At 66.0% G+C, this 18,378-nt stretch carries 18 protein-coding genes; 9 read left to right on the forward strand and 9 right to left on the reverse strand.

What is annotated here, in order from left to right; translation table 11 throughout:
• Positions 1 to 156: 156 nt before the first annotated feature.
• The 3 genes from LL962_RS08525 to LL962_RS08535 all read right to left on the reverse strand — a co-directional run bounded on the left by LL962_RS08525 (position 157) and on the right by LL962_RS08535 (position 3,328).
• On the reverse strand, positions 157 to 1,398 hold the full coding sequence (locus LL962_RS08525) for an argininosuccinate synthase (protein ID WP_228316586.1): 1,242 nt from the start codon (positions 1,396 to 1,398) through the stop codon (positions 157 to 159).
• Positions 1,399 to 1,492: 94 nt separating this feature from the next.
• On the reverse strand, positions 1,493 to 2,506 hold the full coding sequence (locus LL962_RS08530) for an N-acetylornithine carbamoyltransferase (protein WP_228316587.1): 1,014 nt from the start codon (positions 2,504 to 2,506) through the stop codon (positions 1,493 to 1,495).
• A 309-nt stretch (positions 2,507 to 2,815) separates the two neighbouring features.
• Positions 2,816 to 3,328 (reverse strand): hypothetical protein, encoded by a 513-nt coding sequence (locus LL962_RS08535; RefSeq protein WP_104586957.1) that lies wholly within the window; start codon positions 3,326 to 3,328, stop codon positions 2,816 to 2,818.
• Positions 3,329 to 3,483: 155 nt separating this feature from the next.
• Between LL962_RS08535 and cysS the strand changes: the two genes are divergently transcribed.
• The 3 genes from cysS to LL962_RS08550 all read left to right on the forward strand — a co-directional run bounded on the left by cysS (position 3,484) and on the right by LL962_RS08550 (position 7,109).
• Complete coding sequence (gene cysS / locus LL962_RS08540; RefSeq protein WP_228316588.1) at positions 3,484 to 4,935, forward strand: cysteine--tRNA ligase; 1,452 nt, start codon at positions 3,484 to 3,486, stop codon at positions 4,933 to 4,935.
• Between the two features lie 489 nt (positions 4,936 to 5,424).
• A complete protein-coding gene (locus LL962_RS08545; protein ID WP_228316589.1) occupies positions 5,425 to 5,862 on the forward strand; it encodes a SufE family protein in 438 nt (145 codons plus the stop codon).
• Positions 5,859 to 7,109, forward strand: coding sequence for an MFS transporter (locus LL962_RS08550; RefSeq protein WP_228316590.1), 1,251 nt, complete (start codon positions 5,859 to 5,861; stop codon positions 7,107 to 7,109). The genes LL962_RS08545 and LL962_RS08550 overlap by 4 nt, the downstream gene beginning before the upstream one ends.
• Positions 7,110 to 7,349: 240 nt before the next feature.
• Here the strand turns inward: LL962_RS08550 and dksA are convergent, their stop codons facing one another.
• Positions 7,350 to 8,420 carry an RNA polymerase-binding protein DksA gene (gene dksA / locus LL962_RS20975; RefSeq protein ID WP_104586952.1) on the reverse strand — a complete coding sequence of 357 codons (1,071 nt, stop codon included), beginning with the start codon at positions 8,418 to 8,420 and terminating at the stop codon, positions 7,350 to 7,352.
• An 84-nt stretch (positions 8,421 to 8,504) separates the two neighbouring features.
• On the opposite strand from dksA, the gene yidD reads away from it, so the two are divergent.
• From yidD to eutC, 6 genes are all read left to right on the forward strand, one after another.
• Complete coding sequence (gene yidD / locus LL962_RS08560; protein WP_228316591.1) at positions 8,505 to 8,804, forward strand: membrane protein insertion efficiency factor YidD; 300 nt, start codon at positions 8,505 to 8,507, stop codon at positions 8,802 to 8,804.
• The gene (locus LL962_RS08565; protein ID WP_228316592.1) at positions 8,801 to 10,150 is read left to right on the forward strand and encodes a dihydroorotase; all 1,350 of its coding nucleotides are present in this window, start codon (positions 8,801 to 8,803) and stop codon (positions 10,148 to 10,150) included. The genes yidD and LL962_RS08565 overlap by 4 nt, the downstream gene beginning before the upstream one ends.
• Complete coding sequence (locus LL962_RS08570) at positions 10,150 to 10,989, forward strand: M23 family metallopeptidase (RefSeq protein WP_228316593.1); 840 nt, start codon at positions 10,150 to 10,152, stop codon at positions 10,987 to 10,989. The genes LL962_RS08565 and LL962_RS08570 overlap by 1 nt, the downstream gene beginning before the upstream one ends.
• 239 nt (positions 10,990 to 11,228) lie before the next feature.
• Complete coding sequence (eat, locus tag LL962_RS08575) at positions 11,229 to 12,593, forward strand: ethanolamine permease (RefSeq protein WP_228316594.1); 1,365 nt, start codon at positions 11,229 to 11,231, stop codon at positions 12,591 to 12,593.
• The gene (locus LL962_RS08580; protein WP_228316595.1) at positions 12,590 to 14,002 is read left to right on the forward strand and encodes an ethanolamine ammonia-lyase subunit EutB; all 1,413 of its coding nucleotides are present in this window, start codon (positions 12,590 to 12,592) and stop codon (positions 14,000 to 14,002) included. Before eat ends, LL962_RS08580 begins: the two co-directional genes overlap by 4 nt.
• Entirely contained in the window at positions 13,999 to 14,820 is an 822-nt protein-coding gene (gene eutC, locus LL962_RS08585) for an ethanolamine ammonia-lyase subunit EutC (RefSeq protein ID WP_228316596.1), read from the forward strand. The genes LL962_RS08580 and eutC overlap by 4 nt, the downstream gene beginning before the upstream one ends.
• A gap of 137 nt (positions 14,821 to 14,957) precedes the next feature.
• Here eutC and LL962_RS08590 read toward each other — a convergent pair whose 3' ends face one another.
• The 5 genes from LL962_RS08590 to ubiG form a co-directional block, all read right to left on the reverse strand.
• Positions 14,958 to 15,233, reverse strand: a complete 276-nt coding sequence (locus LL962_RS08590) for a hypothetical protein (protein WP_228316597.1) — start codon at positions 15,231 to 15,233, stop codon at positions 14,958 to 14,960.
• A gap of 150 nt (positions 15,234 to 15,383) precedes the next feature.
• Entirely contained in the window at positions 15,384 to 15,887 is a 504-nt protein-coding gene (locus LL962_RS08595) for a pyridoxamine 5'-phosphate oxidase family protein (RefSeq protein WP_208621426.1), read from the reverse strand.
• Positions 15,888 to 16,161: 274 nt separating this feature from the next.
• Positions 16,162 to 16,851, reverse strand: a complete 690-nt coding sequence (locus LL962_RS08600; RefSeq protein ID WP_104586944.1) for a squalene/phytoene synthase family protein — start codon at positions 16,849 to 16,851, stop codon at positions 16,162 to 16,164.
• 28 nt (positions 16,852 to 16,879) lie between these two features.
• Positions 16,880 to 17,545 carry a phosphoglycolate phosphatase gene (locus tag LL962_RS08605; RefSeq protein WP_228316598.1) on the reverse strand — a complete coding sequence of 222 codons (666 nt, stop codon included), beginning with the start codon at positions 17,543 to 17,545 and terminating at the stop codon, positions 16,880 to 16,882.
• Positions 17,546 to 17,657: 112 nt separating this feature from the next.
• The gene (gene ubiG / locus LL962_RS08610) at positions 17,658 to 18,377 is read right to left on the reverse strand and encodes a bifunctional 2-polyprenyl-6-hydroxyphenol methylase/3-demethylubiquinol 3-O-methyltransferase UbiG (RefSeq protein ID WP_228316599.1); all 720 of its coding nucleotides are present in this window, start codon (positions 18,375 to 18,377) and stop codon (positions 17,658 to 17,660) included.
• Position 18,378 lies beyond the last annotated feature (1 nt).

An 18,378-nucleotide genomic window follows, 5' to 3' on the forward strand; every position in this document is an offset into this window, starting at 1 on the left:
TCGTTCCAACGCGGATCTAGCCCTTCCCCTGCCTGCGGGGGAAGGTGCCCGACAGGGCGGATGGGGGCATGCGGCAGGTCGCCCTCATCCGGCGCTATGCGCCACCTTCTCCCGCGTGCGGGAGAAGGAAGATGCGGGCTGCCTGCGCAGGTCACCTCAGCGATTCACCTGCGCGTACAGCGTGGAGCTCATGCCGAACAGCTTGATGAAGCCTTCGGCCTCTTCCACGCCCCAGTCGGCCGACTGCGCATAGGTCGCACCCTTGGTATTGAGCAGGTGCGGCGAACGCACGGCCACCGCGTCGACGCGGCCGCCCCGGGTTTCCAGCACCACTTCGCCATTGACCTTGGACTGCGAGGACTTCAGGAACGCCTCGATGTCGGTCTTGAGCGGGTCGTGATAGAAGCCCTCGTACACCAGCTCCACCCACTTGCGCGCCACGTCCGGCTTGAAGCGGTTCTGCTGTTTGGTCAGCACGGCATCTTCCAGTGCGCGGTGCGCGGTGAGCAGCGAGATCAGGCCCGGCGCTTCGAACACGATGCGCCCCTTTAGGCCGATCACCGTGTCGCCGGTGTAAACGCCGCGGCCCACGCCATACTGCGCGAACAAGCCGTTGAGCTTGGCCAGGATCTTAGCGCCCGGCAGCGGCTCGCCGTCCAGCGCCACCGCCTCGCCTTCGACGAATTTCAACGTCACCGTCAGCGCCTCGGTCGGCCATGCGTCGCGCGGCGCGCACCAGCCACGCGCACCTTCGCCTGGCGCTTCCCAACGGTCGATCTCGCCGCCAGACATGGTCAGACCCAGCAGGTTCTCGTTGATGGTGTAGGCCTGCTGCTTGGCGCGCACGCCGAAGCCACGCTCTTCCAGATACTTCTGCTCGTAGGCGCGGGTCTGGGTGTGTTCCTTCTGGATTTCGCGGATCGGCGCGACGATCTGGTAGTCGCCCAGCGCCTTCACTGCCAGATCGAACCGCACCTGGTCGTTACCCATGCCGGTGCACCCGTGCGCGATGCTGCGGGTGCCCAGTTCCTCGGCGCGCTTGAGCGCGGCATCGACGATCAGGTAACGGTCCGACACCAGCAGCGGATACTGGCCCTGGTAACCCTCGCCCGCCCACACGAACGGCTTGACGAAGCCTTCCCAGATCGCCGGGCCACCGTCCACGGTGACGTGGCTGGCCGCGCCCAGCTCGGCGGCCCGCTTCTCGATGAAGTCACGCTCTTCGGCATCCACACCGCCGGTGTCGGCGAACACCGTGTGCACCGCATAGCCACGCTCCTGCAGATACGGAATGCAGAAGCTGGTGTCCAGACCACCGGAGAACGCCAGCACGATGTCGGTGGAGCCGGGACCGGGGACCGGGGACCCGGGACCCGGGGAAGCATTGGATTGCGACATTAGAAAAACTCCTGTGTAAATTGATTGGAATAGAAAACTAGAGCGCGAACGCAGCAGCAGTGCTGTTACGGGTCCCCGGTCCCGGGTCCCGCCCCTACCCTTGCCCCACCAGCGCCGCCATGATCGCCTTCTGCACATGCAGGCGATTCTCGGCCTCGTCGATGGCGATGCAGTTGGGCGAATCCATCACCGCGTCGGTGGCCTTGACGTTGCGGCGTAACGGCAGGCAGTGCGAGAACACACCGTTGTTGGTCAGCGCCATCTTGGCCTCGTCGACGATGAAGTGCTTGTACTGGTCGCGGATCGGCTTTTCCGGCTCCCAGTTGCCGAAGAACGGCAGCGCCCCCCAACTCTTGGCGTAGACCACGTCGGCGCCGGCGTAGGCGCTGTCGATGTCGTGGCTGACCTGCAGCGAACCGCCGCTCTCGGCCACGTTCTGCGCAGCCCAGTCCATATAGCGTTGATCCAGGATGTAGTCCGGCGTCGGGCACAGCAGGGTCACGTCCATGCCCATGCGGGTGGCGATGGTCAGCGCCGAGTTGGCCACCGCGGTGTTCAGCGGCTTGGGGTGATAGGTCCAGGTCAGCACGTACTTCTTGCCACGCAGATCCTGGGTACCGAAGTGTTCCTGCAGCGCCAGCGCATGCGCCAGCTCCTGGCATGGGTGGGTGATCGTTTCCATGTTGATCACCGGCACCGGCGAATACTTGGCGAAGCTCTTGAGCACCTGGTCTTCGCGGTCCTTGGACCAGTCCACGAACTTCGGGAACGCGCGCACGCCGATCAGGTCGACGTACCGCCCGAGCACGCGCGCCACTTCGGCGATGTGTTCTTCGGTGTCGCCGTCCATCACCGTGCCCAGATTGAACTCGATCGGCCATGCATCCTTGCCCGGCTGCAGCACCACCGCATGCCCGCCCAACTGGAAAGCGCCCAGCTCGAAGCTGGTGCGCGTGCGCATGGACGGGTTGAAGAACACCAACGCGATCGACTTGCCCTTCAGCTCGCTTCCCAGCTTGTTGCGTTTGAACAGCGCGGCCTGGGTCAACAGCGCGTCCAGCTCGGCGCGGCTCCAGTCCTGGGTGTTCAAGAAGTGCTTCAGTGACATCGATCGATCCTTTGCTGCGTGCTTCTGCTGGGTGGTCCGCCAGGGAGCGGCGGGTGCGCGACATGCGCGTTTCTTGCGGTTGAAACTTTTGTGACGCCAAAACGAAAAAACCCAGCCTGGAGGCTGGGTTTTCGAAAACAGGCAGCAAAACGCCCCGGTTACCCAGCGAAAATGTGGGATTCCGGTCGGCGGGCACGCGACGTCATGCCGGAGGCCATCCGGGCGGCGCTGGTGTCGTGCTGAAAGGCGTTCGCTTGCATAGGGCGCGAATCCTCGCACGCATGCGGGCACGGCGCAACTGCCGCGCACCTAGCGCGGCGGGGCGACGATGGCGTCTGGGATGTACGGCGTCACCGAGACCCGGATCCGCAGCCGGTTACCCGGGTCTTCCGGCAGTCGCGAGCGGTACTTGGTGCCCTTGTAGACATAATCCACGTCGAAGGCGATCGGCCGGCGGAATTCGCGCGGCACCTCCACCACCTTGCAATTGCGACGGGTACTGGTCGGCGGCACTGCGGCCGGCGCGGCCAGCTCCGGGCGACGCGAGAACATCTCCTTGACCGAATCCACCATGCGGTTGATACGGCCTTCGGCCTCGGTCGGAGCGGCGACGACCGGTGCGGCTTGCTCGGCCTCGCACTGTTCTTCGATGCGGGTGGCGCGCAAGGTCTGGTAGACCGGCTCCACATTCAACACCTGGGCGTAATCCAGCTTGACGTTTTCGATCACGACGACCCGATTCTTGACCTCGGGATCTGCCGCATGCGCCGGCATCAGCTGCCAGGCCACTACGCACAGCATGGAGAACGGGGAAAATCGCATTCAGTACCAAGAGGGCGAAGCCAGGCAATACGTTAGTGTATGGACCTTGCCGGTCCCCGGGCTGAACGCAACCCATCCGGTGACCGCGCGCAGCGCGCGGTTCGCCGATCGCCGCGACCGGCTAGAATCACGGGGTTACCCATTCCAAGATGCCGATGAGCCTGCGCCTGCACAACAACCTGACGCGGCGGATCGAGCCGTTCGCACCGCTCGACCCCGCCAGCCCCACCCTGTACGTGTGCGGCCCCACCGTCTACAACTACGCGCATATCGGCAACGCCCGCGGCCCGGTAGTGTTCGACGTGCTGGCCGCACTGCTGCGGCGCCGCTATGGCGCACTGCGCTACGCACGCAACATCACCGACGTCGACGACAAGATCAACGCTGCCGCCCAGGCGCAGGGCGTGCCGATCTCGACCATCACCGACCGTTTCGCCGCGATCTATCGCCAGGACATGGCCGCGCTGGGCGTGCTGCCGCCGGACATCGAACCGGAAGCCACTGCGCACATCCCGCAGATCGTGGCGATGATCGAGCAGCTGATCGCGGGCGGCCATGCCTATGCCGCCGAAGGCCACGTGCTGTTCGCAGTCGCCAGCTTCCAGGACTACGGCAAGCTGTCGCGGCGGGATCCGGACGAGATGCTGGCCGGCGCCCGGGTGGACGTGGCCCCCTACAAGCGCGACCCCGGCGACTTCGTGCTGTGGAAACCGTCCAGCGACGACTTGCCCGGCTGGGACTCGCCCTGGGGCCGTGGCCGCCCGGGCTGGCACATCGAATGCTCGGCGATGGCCGCCGCGCACCTGGGACCGACCATCGACATCCACGCCGGCGGCGTGGACCTGCAGTTCCCGCATCACGAGAACGAGATCGCGCAGAGCGAATGCGCGCATGGCGGCGCCACCTTCGCCCGCTTCTGGCTGCACAACGGCATGCTCAATTTCAGCGGCGCGAAGATGAGCAAGTCGCTGGGCAACATCGAAACCGTGCACGAGCTGATCGCCAGGCATCCGCCCGAAGCGCTGCGCTGCGCGCTGTTGAGCGCGCATTATCGGCAACCGCTGGATTGGTCGGATGCACTGATCGAGACCGAAACGAACAGGCTCAACGGCTTATACAAACTTCTGAATCGTTTGAAAGCCGTTGGCGGCCCGGACGCGGAGGAGTTGATTCCGACGATCCCTGCCGAGATCGAAGAGGCGTTGAACGAAGACCTCAACACGCCATTGGCTCTCAGGGTTTTGGCCAAACTCGCTGACCAGGCGCGAAAAGCACTCAATGCTGTCGCACCGCCAGGCAACCCCGATGGCGAGCAGAGCGCTACGCGTGATCTGGCAGTGAGGAAGGCCAAAGCCGAACTCCTCGGCGCTGGTCTGGCCTTGGGACTGCTGCAACAAGATCCGGCCGCCTGGTTATCGCGGGGCAACAAGGCCGGCACCAGCACCGACGCCGGCGACGATGCCCGCATCACCGCGCTGGTGGAAGAGCGCAGCGCTGCGAAGAAGGCCAAGGATTTCGCCCGCGCCGATGCCATCCGCACGCAGCTGGCCGACGAAGGCATCGTGCTGGAAGACACCCCGCAAGGCGTGCGCTGGAAGCGCGCTTGACCGATCCTTCTCCCCCCGGGAGAAGGTGGCGCGCAGCGCCGGATGAGGGTACGGGCGAAGCCACGTGCACCATCGACGAGGCTTCGCCCGCACCCTCACCCCAACCTCTCTCCCGGAGGGAGAGGGGCAATGCCCGAGTTCAACACTCTACTCATCCCCTGAAACCGCACTTGCACACCTCCACGTCAAATGCGCATGACCTACCCTTCTCCCACCGGGAGAAGGTGGCGCGTAGCGCCGGATGAGGGTGCGAGCGAAGCCGTGTGCACCTTTGCTTTTGAGAGATGGACGAAGCCATTCGCATCGCATTCCTGCGAGGCTTCGCTAGTACCCTCCCCCCAACCCCCGCTCCGCGCCCCGGCCCGCGCTGGCGGCGCGGGCGCTCCAAGGCACGCGCGCCAATGGCGCGCAAACCGCGCCTTCTCGCCCCGGAGGGAGAGGGCTTTGACCGAACGCCCCTGGATTTTTGCGAACGATTCTGGAGTTTTGATGACCACCTCTCCCTTCCCGCTCGAACCCACCGCCACCGAGGCGCAGGCCGCCATTGCCGAGGAATTTTCCTTCTTTGGCGACTGGTCCGAGCGCTACCAGTACCTGATCGACCTGGGCCGCAAGCTGCCCGCCTTCCCGGAGCAGTGGAAAACCGAAGAACACCGACTGCATGGCTGCCAGTCGATGGTATGGATCGTGCCCGAGGGCAACGCCGAACGGCTGGACTTCCACGCGGTCAGCGATTCGGCAATCGTTTCCGGGCTGATCTATCTCGCGTTGCGGGTGTATTCCGGGCGTAACGCGCAGGAAATCCTGGCGACCGAGCCGGACTACATCGCCGGCATCGGCCTGGCCAAGCACCTGTCGCCAACCCGCAGCAACGGCGTGGCTGCGATGCTGGCCTTCATCCGCGACACCGCGCGCGCGCAGCAGTGAGCGCGCCGACGCCGTCCCCGGCCGATTCGCTGCGCACCCTGTTCGCTCACCCTGGCTTCGGCCTGGTCCTGCTGTACCGCGTCTCGGCCATGCTGTCCTACCAGATCGTGGCGGTCACGGTCGGCTGGCACATCTACGAGATCACCCGCAATCCGCTCTCGCTGGGGCTGATCGGCCTGGCGGAAATCCTGCCCTTCTTCTGCATCGCGCCGTTTGCCGGCTATCTGGTCGACCACCTGCCACGGCGACGGCTCGGCATGCTTGCGGTCCTGGGGTTGGTCGCCACCGCGTTGCTGTTGCTGGCGATCGCCCAGGCATGGCTGCCGGTACGGGACGTCTGGCCGATCTACGCGGCCATTGCGTTGACCGGGGCGGCGCGCGCGTTCCTGTCGCCGGTCTACAACGCGCTGTTTGCGCGGGCGCTGCCGCGCGAGGCCTTTGCGCGCGGCGCCAGTATCGGCAGCGTCACCTTGCAGGCCGGCATGGTGATCGGCCCGGCGCTGGGCGGGCTGCTGGTCGGCTGGGGCGGCAAGGGTCTGGCCTACGGCGTCGCCGCGGGCGTGGCGATGCTCGCGATCCTGGCGCTGGCGCTGCTGCGCGTGGACGAGCCGGTCAGCGATGGCGCGCGTGCGCCGATCCTGCGCAGCATCGCCGAAGGCGCGCAGTTCGTGTTGTCCAACCAGATCATGCTGGGTGCGATGGCGCTGGACATGTTCTCGGTGTTGCTGGGTGGCGCGGTCTCCATGCTGCCGGCCTTCATCCACGAGATCCTGCACTATGGGCCGGAGGGCCTGGGCATCCTGCGCGGCGCGCCGGCACTGGGGTCGATCGTGGTCGGGGTGTGGTTGGCGCGGCATCCCTTGCAGCGCAATGCCGGGCGGGTGCTGTTGCTGTCGGTCGCCGGCTTCGGGTTGTGCACCATCGCCTTCGGACTATCGCGCCATTTCTGGCTGTCGGCGGCGATCCTGCTGGCGTACGGCATGTGCGACGGCGTGTCGGTCGTGGTGCGGCAGACCATCCTGCAGCTGGCAACCCCGGACGCGATGCGTGGGCGGGTGTCCTCGATCAACGGCATCTTCATCGGCTCGTCGAACGAGTTGGGAGCGTTCTACGATGGCGTGATGGCACGCCTGGTGGGCCTGGTGCCGGCCGTGGTGATCGGCGGTTGCGTCACCCTGGGCGTGGTGGCCACCACCGCCTGGAAGGCGCCGCGCCTACGCAACCTGGATCTGCGCGAACTGCAGTGATCCGCCCAGCGGTAGACCGGCATGCGCGACCTCGGCAGTAACCACGGCCGATCGCCGCATCCCGCCCGCCCTCCAACCCTGGCCCGATTGCGGCGGCCGACTCAGCCGCGCCACGCCTGGCCGCGACACGCGCGGCGATTGCCGGCCGGACACCCCATATGAAAAACCCCGCAGACTGGACGGGCGTCCAATCTCCGGGGTTCGGTTCGCTTCGCCGGCTGCGGCCGGCGCGCGCGTGGATCAGTCGCCCTGCTGCTTCTGCAGGTGCTCCCAACGCTCCTGAGCGTCGATGGTGCGCTCGGCGGTCAGACGCGCTTCCAGGCGGTCCAGGCCGATTTCTTCGCCGGTGTCGACACAGTACCCGTAATCGCCGTCTTCCAGGCGCTTGAGGGTGCTGTCGATCTTGGAGATCAGCTTGCGGGCGCGGTCGCGGGCACGCAACTCGAGCGAGTTCTCGGTTTCGCGCGTGGCTCGTTCGGCCTCATCGCCGATATCGCGCACTTCTTCGCGCAGGTTCTCGATGGTTTGCTTGGATTCCTCCACCATCTCGTTACGCCAATGCTGCAGGCGCTGACGGAAGTACTCCTGCTGCAACTTGCTCATGTACTCCTCGTCCGCGGACGGCTTGTAGCCCTGCGGGAGGATCGGGCGACCGGTCGCGTCGTCGGTCTTGTAGTCGACCACCTTGTACTTGGTCTTGGGCGCCGGGCTGGACGGCTTGGAGGTCACGGCCACGGCGACCTTGCCGACCGGACGGGTCGCAGCGGGCTTGGCGGGGGCTTCGGTCTTGCTCGGAGTTTTTGCGGAGGATTTCGAAACGGGCACGGGATTCTTGGCTGACGGGGTCGCGGGCTTGACCGGCTTCGCAGTGGCGGCCTTGGGGGCCGGTGCGGGCGCGGGCTGTTCAGCCTTGACCGGGACTGACTTGGCCGGAGCCGGCTTGGAGGCCGGCTTCGGTACGGGCTTGGAGGCCACCGGCTTGGCGGCCGGTTTGGCGGCAGCCGGAGCTGCCTTGTTCGCCGCCGGCTTGGCAGCGATCTTCTTGGCGGCCGGACTCACCGGCTTGGCCGCTACGGGTTTGGCCGCTGCGGGCTTGGCAGATGGCACCGGTTTGGCGGCGACCTTCTTCGCCGGTGCCTTTGCAGGCGCCTTCTTGGCAGGAACCTTCTTGGCAACCGGCTGCTTGCTGACCGCGGCCACCTTCTTGGCGGCCGGCTTCGCAGCGGCGGGTGCCGCTGCCTTTTTCGCAACGGGTTTGGCGGACTTCTTGGCGGCCTGGACGGCCTTTTTTGCAGGTTTTTTAGCAGCCACGAAACGCTCTTCCTTGGTTCCCCCGGGGCCCGGGAAAGCGGACCTTTATAACGTACGCTGCGGACCCCCGGCAACCACCTATTAATGCAACTGGCATATGATTGGCAAGTGATCTCCCGCCTGCTCATTGCGCTGTTGCGCTGCTACAAGCTGTTCATCAGCCCCCTGCTCGGACCGCGCTGCCGCTTTGCGCCCAGCTGCTCGGAGTACGCAATGATTGCCATCGGTCGCTTCGGCCCGCTACGCGGTTGCTGGCTGGCCGCACGCAGGCTGGGCCGCTGCCACCCGTTCCACCCGGGCGGCTTCGACCCGGTGCCCGATGCGCCTTGCACTGCCGCCCCGCCTCCCTCTTCTTCCTGCCGCTGCAAAGGACCCCATCCATGAGCCGAACCGTCATCGTCAATGCCCGCCTGGTCAACGAGGGCAAGGAGTTCGACGCCGACCTGCTGATCGAGGCCGGACGCATCGCCAAGATCGACAGCAAGGTCGTCCCTGCCCCTGGCGATACCGTTGTGGATGCCGCCGGACGCTGGGTGCTGCCAGGCATGATCGACGACCAGGTGCATTTCCGCGAACCAGGCCTGACCCACAAGGGCGACATCGCCACCGAATCCGGTGCAGCGGTGGCCGGCGGCCTGACCAGCTTCATGGACATGCCCAACACCAATCCACCGACGCTGGACGCCGCCGCGCTGCAGGCCAAGTACGACGCCGCTGCCGGGCGCGCCTGGGCCAACTACGGCTTCTACATGGGCGCCAGCAACGACAACCTGGCCCACATCCAGGCGCTGGACCCCAAGACTGCCCCAGGCATCAAGGTATTCATGGGCGCCTCCACCGGCAACATGCTGGTCGACAACCCCGAGACGCTGGACGCGATCTTCCGCGACGCGCCCACTCCGATCATCACCCATTGCGAAGACACCCCGACCATCGACGCGACGATGGAGCGGTACCGGCAACAATATGGCGAGGCGCTGAGCGCGGAGATGCACCCGGACATCCGTTCGCGCGAAGCCTGCCTGAAATCCTCGCAGCTGGCGGTGTCGCTGGCACGCAGGCACAACACCCGCCTGCACGTGCTGCACATCTCCACCGCCGACGAGTTGTCGCTGTTCGAAGCCGGCCCGCTGGTCGATGCGGACGGCAAGCTCCGCAAGCGCATCACCGCCGAAACCTGCATCCACTTCCTGCGTTTCGATCGCAGCGATTACGCGCGCCTGGGCAACCTGATCAAGTGCAACCCGGCGATCAAGGATGCCGAGGACCGCCTGGCCCTGATCGAGGCGCTGGCCGAAGACGTCATCGATGTCCTGGCCACCGACCACGCCCCGCACACCTGGGAAGAAAAGCAGAAGCCCTACGCCCAGGCGCCTTCGGGCCTGCCGCTGGTGCAGTACGCGCTGGTGGCGGCACTGGAGCTGGTGCACGAAGGCAAGCTGCCGATCACCCGCATCGTGCAGAAGTTCGCGCATGCGCCGGCGCAACTGTTCGATGTGGAACAACGCGGCTTCCTGCGCGAGGGCTACTTCGCCGACCTGGTGATGATCGACAACACCCCGTTCACGGTGAAGCGCGAACAGGTGCTGTCCAAGTGCGGCTGGTCTCCGTTCGAAGGCACCACGTTCCGTTCGCGCATTGCCGCGACCTGGGTCAATGGCCAGCAGGTATGGGATGGCGAGCAGTTGGTGGGCAGCGCTGCCGGCCAGCGCCTGACCTTCGACCGCTGATGCGCGCAGCCCTGATCAGCGCATGGCTGGCGATCGTGCCGGCCATCTTCGGCGCGGCTCCCGCACACACCCAGACTGCCGACACTGCTGGCGTGGTGTTTCCTGCCAGCGCGTCGCAGGGCGCGATGGTGATCGGCAAGGTGCCGGTCGGCAGCAAGGTGCACTATGCCGGCCGCAACCTGCGGGTGAGCGGCTATGGCAGCGTGGTGTTCGGCATTGGCCGCGACGCGACCGGCCCCTTGCAGGTGCAGATCACCCTGCCCGATGGCACGCAACGCACGGCCAGCGTGATGGTAACGCCACGCGACTGGCCCACCGAGCGCATCAACGGCGTGCCGCCCAAGACCGTCAACCCACCGCCGGCCATTGCCGAGCGCATCAAGCGTGAGCAGGCGCAGGTGACCGCTGCGCGCGACCGCGACGATGCGCGCCCGGATTTCGCGCAGCCCTTCATCTGGCCGGTGCAGGGCCGCATCAGCGGCCGCTTCGGCAATGCACGCGTATACAACGGCCAGCCGGGCGCCGGCCATTCCGGCATGGACATCGCCGTGCCCACCGGCACCCCCGTCAAGGCGCCCGCCGCCGGCGTGGTCACCTTCGCAGCGCCGGACCTGTACCTGACCGGTGGCACGCTATTGCTGGACCATGGCTTCGGCATCAGCTCGAACTTCCTGCATCTATCGCGTATCGACGTCAGGGTGGGCGACCGGGTGGAGCAGGGTCAGGTCATCGCTGCGGTAGGTGCGACCGGGCGTGCGACCGGACCGCATCTGCATTGGGGGATGAATTGGTTCGATACACGAATAGACCCGTTGCTGGTACTCGAGCGCGGTAAATAGGTCGCCGGCACCACTCGTGATCTCACCCGTTCCGGCGTGCCGCGGCGCGGTTCGACGTACGTGTCGACCCATTGCTGGTAAACGCACCCCTACCCGTCGCGCCTGTGTTCGCCGCCCGGCTTTGCGGTATAACCGGGGTGCCATCGATCATCGCTGGACAGCAGCGATCGCGCAGCCACGATGACGCGTGCACCGCACAGGTAACGCAACTGCCTGGTCGCCTCCCCCGACCGCTGGAGATGAGCAACATGCACAACGAGCAACTCAAGCCGACGCTCGGCACCTGGCAGTTGTGGGGAATCGCGGTCGGCCTGGTGATCTCCGGCGAATACTTCGGCTGGAGCTATGGCTGGGGCACCGCCGGAACGCTGGGCTTTCTGGTCACCACCTTGCTGGTGGCGGTGATGTACACCTGCTTCATCTTCAGTTTTACCGAACTGACCACCGCCATCCCAAATGCGGGCGGGCCGTTCGCCTACAGCCTGCGCGCCTTCGGCACCTATGGCGGCATGCTGGCCGGCCTGGCCACGCTGATCGAATTCGTGTTCGCGCCACCGGCGATCGCGATGGCGATCGGCGCTTATTTGAACGTGCAATATCCCTCGCTGGACCCGCGGTTGGCCGCGATTGGCGCGTATCTGCTGTTCATGAGCTTGAACATCGTCGGCGTGGCGATTGCCGCCACCTTCGAGCTGATCGTGACCCTGCTGGCGGTGATCGAACTGCTGGTGTTCATGGGCGTGGTGGCGCCGGGTTTCAGCGTGGCACGCTTCGCCGCCAATGGCTGGGCCGGCAGCGACGTGTTCGGCCCGGCGGCGATTTCCGGCATCTTTGCGGCGATCCCGTTCGCGATCTGGTTCTTCCTGGCGATCGAAGGCGCGGCAATGGCCGCAGAGGAAGCCAAGGACCCCAGGCGCACGATTCCGCGTGCCTACATCGCCGGCATTCTCACCCTGGTGGTGCTGGCGCTGGGGGTGATGGTGTTCGCCGGCGGCGTGGGCGACTGGCGCCAGCTTGCCAACATCAACGATCCGCTGCCGCAGGCGATGAAGGCCGTGGTCGGCACCAGTTCCACCTGGCTGCACATGCTGGTGTGGATCGGCCTGTTCGGGCTGGTGGCCAGTTTCCACGGCATCATCCTGGGCTACTCGCGGCAATTCTTCGCACTGGCCCGCGCCGGCTTCCTGCCGCACGGGTTGGCGACGCTGTCGCGCTTCCGCACCCCGCACCGGGCGATTCTGGCCGGTGGCGTCATCGGCATTGCGGCGATCTGCAGCGACAGCGTGGTCAAGATCCAGGGCATGTCGTTGACGGCGGCCATGATCACCATGTCGGTGTTCGGCGCCATCGTGATGTATGGGATGAGCATGCTCAGCCTGTTCAAACTGCGCCGCAGCGAACCAGGGCTGGAGCGCAGCTTTCGCGCGCCCGGCTATCCGGTGGTGCCGGCGATCGCCTTGTCGCTGGCGCTGGTGTGTCTGATCGCCATGGTGTGGTTCAACCCGGTCGTGGCGCTGATCTTCGTCGGCCTGCTGCTGCTCGGTGCGGCGTGTTGCATGCTCAGTCTGCGCAGCCAGATCAACACTGCGGTCGCGGGCCAATGAGCGGTTTCGCGTTCACCGCGGGCGGCGAGCAGTTCCGGTTTGCCGACATCAAGACCTTGCTGGCCAAGGCCACGCCGGCGCGTTCGGGCGACCAGCTGGCCGTGCTGGCAGCCGAGTCCGGGCTGCAGCGCGTCGCCGCGCAGATGGCGCTGGCCGATCTGCCGCTACGGCATTTCCTCGACGAAGCGGTGGTGCCTTACGAGTCGGACGAAGTCACCCGGCTGATCATCGACCAGCACGATACGGCGGCGTTCGCTGCTGTCGCGCACCTCACCGTGGGCGGCTTCCGCGACTGGTTGTTGAGCGCGCAGGCCGATGAAGCCGCACTCACGGCGCTGGCGCCCGGACTGACGCCGGAGATGGTCGCCGCGGTGTCGAAACTGATGCGGGTGCAGGACCTGATCCTGGTGGCGCAGAAGACCCGCGTGGTCACCCGCTTCCGCAATACGCTGGGCCTGCGCGGGCGGCTGTCCACCCGCCTGCAACCCAACCACCCGACCGACGACGCCACTGGCATCGCCGCCAGCGTGCTCGATGGCCTGTTGTATGGCAATGGCGATGCGGTGATCGGCATCAATCCGGCCAGCGACAGTCTGGCCGCCACCAGCGCCTTGCTGCGCATGCTCGATGCGGTGATTACCGGCTACCGGATTCCCACCCAGTCCTGCGTGCTGGCGCATATCACCACCACCATCGAGGCGATCGGCCGCGGCGTGCCGGTGGACCTGGTGTTCCAGTCCATCGCCGGCACCGAAGCGGCCAATGCCAGTTTCGGCGTCAATCTGGCGCTGCTGCGCGAGGGGCACGAGGCAGGCCTGTCGCTGCGCCGCGGCAGCGTGGGCGACAACGTGATGTATTTCGAAACCGGCCAGGGCAGCGCGCTATCGGCCAACGCGCACCATGGCGTGGATCAACAGACCTGCGAGGCGCGCGCGTATGCGGTGGCACGCCAGTTCAAGCCGCTGCTGGTCAACACCGTGGTCGGCTTCATCGGCCCGGAGTATCTCTACGACGGCAAGCAGATCATCCGCGCCGGACTGGAAGACCACTTCTGCGGCAAGCTGCTTGGCGTGCCGATGGGCTGCGACATCTGCTACACCAACCATGCCGAAGCCGACCAGGACGACATGGACACCTTGCTCACCCTGCTGGGCACTGCGGGCATCAATTTCATCATGGGCATCCCGGGCTCGGACGATGTGATGCTCAATTACCAGACCACCTCGTTCCACGACGCGCTCTATGCACGCCAGGCACTCGGGCTGCGTGCCGCGCCCGAGTTCGAGCAGTGGCTGGAGCAACAAGGCATCCTGCGTCTGCGGGATGATGGCCGTTTCGTCCTGGGCAACGAGGTACCTCCGGCGTTTCGCCGCGCGTTGTCGCAATTGCCTGCTGGAAAGATGCAGTGAGCACTCCAGTGGCACCGCCACGCGATGCCTGGTCGCAGTTGCGGCCGCTGACACCGGCACGTATCGCTCTCGGCCGCGTGGGCACCAGCCTGCCGACCGTAGCGCATCTCGATTTCCAACTGGCACATGCCCAAGCGCGCGACGCAGTACATCTGGCGTTCGATCCGGCACCGTTGCAGGCCGCGTTGAAACGGCGCGGGCGCAACAGCCTGCTGTTGCGCAGCGCAGCGCCAGATCGGCACACCTACCTGCGACGGCCAGACCTGGGTCGTCGCCTGTCCGATGAGGCTGCCACCCAATTGCGCGGCGCGGCCGCCGTGCAAGGCAGCGGATACGACGTGGCAGTGGTGGTGGCCGATGGGCTGTCTGCCCTGGCGGTGCATCGGCATGCAGCGCCGATGCTGGAACAGATCGAGGCCCTGAGCGCGCACCAGAACCGGTCGCTGGCGCCGGTCGTGCTGATCGAACAGGGGCGCGTGGCGATCGGCGACGAAGTCGGCGAACTACTCGATGCGCGCATGGTGATCGTTCTGATCGGAGAGCGCCCGGGCTTGAGTTCGCCCGATAGCCTCGGGCTGTATCTGACGTATGCACCGCGCGTCGGTCTCACAGATGCTGCGCGCAACTGCATTTCCAACATCCGCAGCGAAGGGCTCGGTTACGCGCAAGCCGCCCGCACGCTGGGCTATCTCCTGCGCGAAGCGTTCGCTCGCCGGTTGTCCGGAGTACAGCTCAAGGATCAGGCCGACCAGGCGTTGCTGGCATCGGACGAGGCAACCGGTGCTACACCGCGCAATTTTTTGCTGCCTGACGCCTGAGCTGATTCAGCAGCGCTCGCTTGCCAGAGCCCGGCATGGTCGGTTCCCCGACCAGCGATGCAGTACACCATGAGGGACGTCCTGGCCGGCTCGTGCTGCGCTGCCAGGCCGCGCTACCGTCACACCAAGCGGATGCGTCACTGCGGGTCGCTGGCTGCATCCGGGTCGGTCGGGAACACATTGTCGTGGCGGTGGCGCAAGGCCGCGCAGACGTCCTCCGGCAGTGTGTCGACATCCAGCATTACCTTGCCCGAATGCACATCGCGCACCACCGATGCAGGCAGTACGAAATCGCCGCCATTCTCGATGTAGACGATGAGTTCGGCGCCATCGTTGCGAATGTCGCGCACCGCGCCCACCCCCACCTCGCCGTCGCGCAGGAACACCATCTGACCGATCTCGATCCGTTGCATGTCGCTACTCCCGAATGCTCTATCGATACCCACAACCGCGCCGATGCCGTAATGATGACGGTGGTGCAGTTGCCTGACGGAGAATGCAGCGCGCCGCTGCGCACGCGCCACCGACCACGCAGGCACGCTCCCGCGCCTGCGTGGTGCGCCTCAACGCAGTGGTACGTCAGCCACCTTGTCCTGGTAGTCCTTTTTCGGGTCGATGCCGAGCAGCACCTTGATGCCGGCCAGCAGGCTGGACCCGTTGAGCCAGATTTGCGCGTGGTCCGCATCCAGCCGCAGCAGCGCCAGTTTCGGATCGTCCTTGCCACCCTCGTACCATGCAGCCACATGGGGGTTCCACAGGCGATCGACCACCGCGCGATCGGTGTCTTCGCGCAGGGAGCCACTGATGCTGGCAAACAGGTCATGACCCTTGCTGCTGAAAGCGCCGATCACCCGCCGCCCCTGCCCCAGCATTGCGATCAATGCATTGTCCTTGGAAGTGAAAAACCAGATCGGCCCACCGCTGTCGCCTTCGATCTGCGCGGTCATCGGACGCGCGTGACCATCTTCCACTCCGTCCAGGCCCAGCATCACCGTGCGATCGGATTTCAGGGCTTTCCAGAATTTGTCCTGCAGCTCTTTGGGATCGGTCATTTGCATTCCTGACATGCGCGTCTTACGCGGGCAATGAGTGTGGAAGGCCCAGTGCCCACGGCATGTGATGAAACGCGTGCGGCGCTGCAGACCGGGACGCGTGCACATCGCCCTGTTCGGCCTGGGTGCCAGTGCAACGATGCGTTCATTGCCTACCACACGGTGCTGCCGGATTCGCCGATCTGAGCGACGGCGTCCGACCATGCGAGCGATGCGCTTGCCGCGGCCGATCGGTGGCAGCAAGCGCATCCGCATGTACGCGACCGAGGTGTCGCCGACCCGCTCTCGCTCAGTCAGCGCCGCTTGCCGCACGCCAGCTATGCCACAACTGCTGGACCGGTGGCGCATAGGCCGGCTTGCCGGCGAGCTCGCGCTGCAGGCGCACGCGTGCCAGCCGCGACCACACCCGATGCGGGCGAGCCAACGCCGGCTTGCGTGGCCAGGCCCGCAACAGCTGGGTACGCCAGGCGAGCGTGGTCACGCCTCCAGGTGCGGCACCATCGCCACCGGCACGCTGGCGTGCATCCAGCCACTGTACCGCCACGGCGGTGGCATCACCGGCTTGCGCACGCGCGAACAGCACCGCCTCGGCACCGATCACCGCATCGGCAAAGCCTCGCAGCTGTTCCAGCGCCTGTTGCAACGATGCAGGCTGCACGCGTGCGGCCTGCATCGCCGGCAAGCTATCGGCCAACACTGCCCATGGCGCGCGCACCGGCTCCAGCACGCGTCCCAACGGATGCCGCGAACGCTGCCCGGACCAGTCGCGCAGCTCCTGCTGCCACCACGCCAGCTTGGCATCGGCCGGCAACGGATCGCCGGCGATGTTCATGATGTCTTCCCATTCCTGCAACAAGGCGAACCAGGCTGCCGCCAGGCGACGCTGCGGTTCGGGAATGAAGGGTTCGGCAACCGACCATTCCGGCCAGCGGGTTCGCCACTTGTCGAGAAAACTGTCGAGGGCGCTGGATTGGCTCATGGCGGATCCGGACAAAAACGAAGAAGTATCAGGTCTGCGGCCACGTTGCCGCATCCCACAGCTGCTGCGGCGTTTCCACCAGCACGTCGGCCTGCCAGCGCGCCGGCACATCGTCGTGCAGGCGGTAGCCCCACAACACCGCAACCGCGGGCATGGCGGCCGCACGTGCGGCAACGATGTCGCGCTCGTCGTCGCCGACGTAGACGCAGTGCGCCGGCGCAACGCCGAGTTGCTGCGCCGCGGTCAGTAGCGGCAGCGGATGCGGCTTGCGCTCGGCAAGCGTATCGCCGCCGATCAGCACCGCGCAGCGCTGCGTCCAGCCAAGCTGCGGCAGGATCAGCCGCGCCAGGTATTCGGGCTTGTTGGTGACGATGCCCCAGACGCAACCGGCATTCTCCAGCCGCGCGAGCAACTGCTCGACACCATCGAACAGCTGCGACTGCGTGCCGATCAGGGCTTCGTAACGATGCAGGAATTCCGGCACCAGTGCACCGCGTGCATCGACATCAAGGTCGGCAAATGCGACGCCGAGCATTGCGCGCGCACCTTTCGAAACCACCGGTCGCAGCGAAGCCAACGCAATCGGCGCACGCCCACGCGCGTCCAGCATCGCGTTGACCGTCGCCAGCATATCCGGCGCGCTGTCCAGCAAGGTGCCATCCAGATCGAACAATACCGCCCGCGGAAACCTCACAGCACCACCGCCACCGCTCGGTGACCCACAACCGGGCCGGCATCGGGATCCATCAAAACCCCGGAAGACCGCCGTTGCGATTCCCGATTTCCGATTTCCCACTCCCCGCCCGTCACGGCCTCACCGCGTACGCCAGATAATTGACCTCGGTACGCGAGGACAGGCGCGCGCGATTACGCCACGGTTCGTACAGCATGCCGCTGACATCTTCCAGCTGCAGCTCGGCCGCGCGCAACCACGCCGCCAGCTCGGAGGGCTTGATGAAGTCCTTGTAGTGATGCGTGCCCTTGGGCAATAAGCGCGCGATGTATTCGGCGCCCACCACCGCCAGCGCGAACGCGGCCGGAGTGCGATTGAGGGTGGACAGGAACAGCTTGCCGCCCGGCTTGAGCAGGCGGGCACAGGCGCCGATGATCGCGGTCGGATCCGGTACGTGCTCCAGCATCTCCATGCAGGTCACCGCATCGAAACTGCCGGGCTGTTCGGCCGCCAGGTCTTCGACCGACTGCACGCGGTAATCCACCTGCACGCCCGATTCCAGGCTGTGCAGGCGTGCCACCTTGACCAGCTCCGGGGCCAGATCGATCGCGGTCACCTGCGCGCCCAGGCGCGCCATCGACTCGCTGAGCAGACCGCCGCCACAACCGACATCCAGCACGCGCGCGCCGGCTAGCTCCTGGCGGGCGGACACATAGTCCAGGCGCACCGGATTGAGCGCATGCAGCGGCTTCTGCGGACCGTCGGCGTCCCACCAGCGGTTGGCCAGCGCGGCGAACTTGTCCAGTTCGGTCTGACGGAAGTTGCCGGCGGTGGTGGAAGTATCGGGATTCATG

Origin of the sequence: Xanthomonas sp. NCPPB 1067 (assembly GCF_020783795.1) — a bacterium.
Taxonomy (GTDB): domain Bacteria; phylum Pseudomonadota; class Gammaproteobacteria; order Xanthomonadales; family Xanthomonadaceae; genus Xanthomonas; species Xanthomonas melonis.

Coding starts and splice junctions, on each gene's coding strand:
- LL962_RS08525 (WP_228316586.1), bottom strand. CDS start 1,398: ATGTCGCAATCCAATGCTTCCCCGGGTCCCGGGTCCCCGGTCCCCGGT.
- LL962_RS08530 (WP_228316587.1), bottom strand. CDS start 2,506: ATGTCACTGAAGCACTTCTTGAACACCCAGGACTGGAGCCGCGCCGAG.
- LL962_RS08535 (WP_104586957.1), bottom strand. CDS start 3,328: ATGCGATTTTCCCCGTTCTCCATGCTGTGCGTAGTGGCCTGGCAGCTG.
- cysS (WP_228316588.1), top strand. CDS start 3,484: ATGAGCCTGCGCCTGCACAACAACCTGACGCGGCGGATCGAGCCGTTC.
- LL962_RS08545 (WP_228316589.1), top strand. CDS start 5,425: ATGACCACCTCTCCCTTCCCGCTCGAACCCACCGCCACCGAGGCGCAG.
- yidD (WP_228316591.1), top strand. CDS start 8,505: ATGCAACTGGCATATGATTGGCAAGTGATCTCCCGCCTGCTCATTGCG.
- LL962_RS08565 (WP_228316592.1), top strand. CDS start 8,801: ATGAGCCGAACCGTCATCGTCAATGCCCGCCTGGTCAACGAGGGCAAG.
- LL962_RS08570 (WP_228316593.1), top strand. CDS start 10,150: ATGCGCGCAGCCCTGATCAGCGCATGGCTGGCGATCGTGCCGGCCATC.
- eat (WP_228316594.1), top strand. CDS start 11,229: ATGAGCAACATGCACAACGAGCAACTCAAGCCGACGCTCGGCACCTGG.
- LL962_RS08580 (WP_228316595.1), top strand. CDS start 12,590: ATGAGCGGTTTCGCGTTCACCGCGGGCGGCGAGCAGTTCCGGTTTGCC.
- LL962_RS08590 (WP_228316597.1), bottom strand. CDS start 15,233: ATGCAACGGATCGAGATCGGTCAGATGGTGTTCCTGCGCGACGGCGAG.
- LL962_RS08595 (WP_208621426.1), bottom strand. CDS start 15,887: ATGTCAGGAATGCAAATGACCGATCCCAAAGAGCTGCAGGACAAATTC.
- LL962_RS08600 (WP_104586944.1), bottom strand. CDS start 16,851: ATGAGCCAATCCAGCGCCCTCGACAGTTTTCTCGACAAGTGGCGAACC.
- ubiG (WP_228316599.1), bottom strand. CDS start 18,377: ATGAATCCCGATACTTCCACCACCGCCGGCAACTTCCGTCAGACCGAA.